At 70.7% G+C, this 682-nt stretch carries 1 protein-coding gene; it reads left to right on the plus strand.

Translation table 11 applies throughout. From position 1 onward, the window contains the following. The first annotated feature begins 267 nt into the window (after positions 1-267). Complete coding sequence (locus tag ACH4J0_RS29225; protein WP_396243669.1) at positions 268-651, plus strand: transposase; 384 nt, start codon at positions 268-270, stop codon at positions 649-651. Positions 652-682: the final 31 nt, after the last annotated feature.

The raw sequence follows: 682 nt of genomic DNA on the forward strand, positions 1-682 counted from the left end.
AATCCCCGCCGCCATGGACCCGGGGTTGTGGTGCGGGGTGCCGGCCTTGGCAAACTCCAGGGCCGGGCGGCCCCCCGGGTTTGTTTTTTCCGGCTAAAAACCCCACCCCGCCGATGGTCAGCCGCGTGAGCGGGTGTTGGCCAGCAAGATGGCGCACGGTGGACGGCCTACAAGCTCGTAACACGATCTTGTCGGCGGGTGCAGGTCAGCCGTAGCCGGTAGGACGATTGAGCCGTTCGTGAGGGCGTGAGCGTCAAGCCGTGGGTCGTGGACGACGAGTTGTGGGCGATGATCGAGCGGATGCTGCCGCCCTGGCCCGAGCGTTCGCCCGGACCTAAGCCAGTGCCGGACCGGCTGTGCCTGCAGGGCATCCTGTTTGTGCTCTACACCTGGGTCCCATGGATGCAACTGCCGTTGGAGCTGGGTTTCGGCTCCGGCCAGACCTGCTGGAGGCGTCTGGAGCGATGGCAGGAAACCGGGGTCTTCGACCGGTTGCACCGGACACTGCTGGCGGAATTGAACGCGGAGAAGTGGACTGGAGCCGCGGGGGGGGGGGGGGGGGGGCCCCGGGGGGGGGGGCCCGGGGGGGGGGGGGGGGGGCGGGGGGGGGGGCCGGGGGGGGGGCGGGGGCGGGGTCGGCGACGACCTTGACGGTACTGCCCTGGCTGCAGGAGGTGGTGCC

Origin of the sequence: Kitasatospora sp. NPDC017646 (assembly GCF_044329365.1) — a bacterium.
Lineage (GTDB): Bacteria > Actinomycetota > Actinomycetes > Streptomycetales > Streptomycetaceae > Kitasatospora.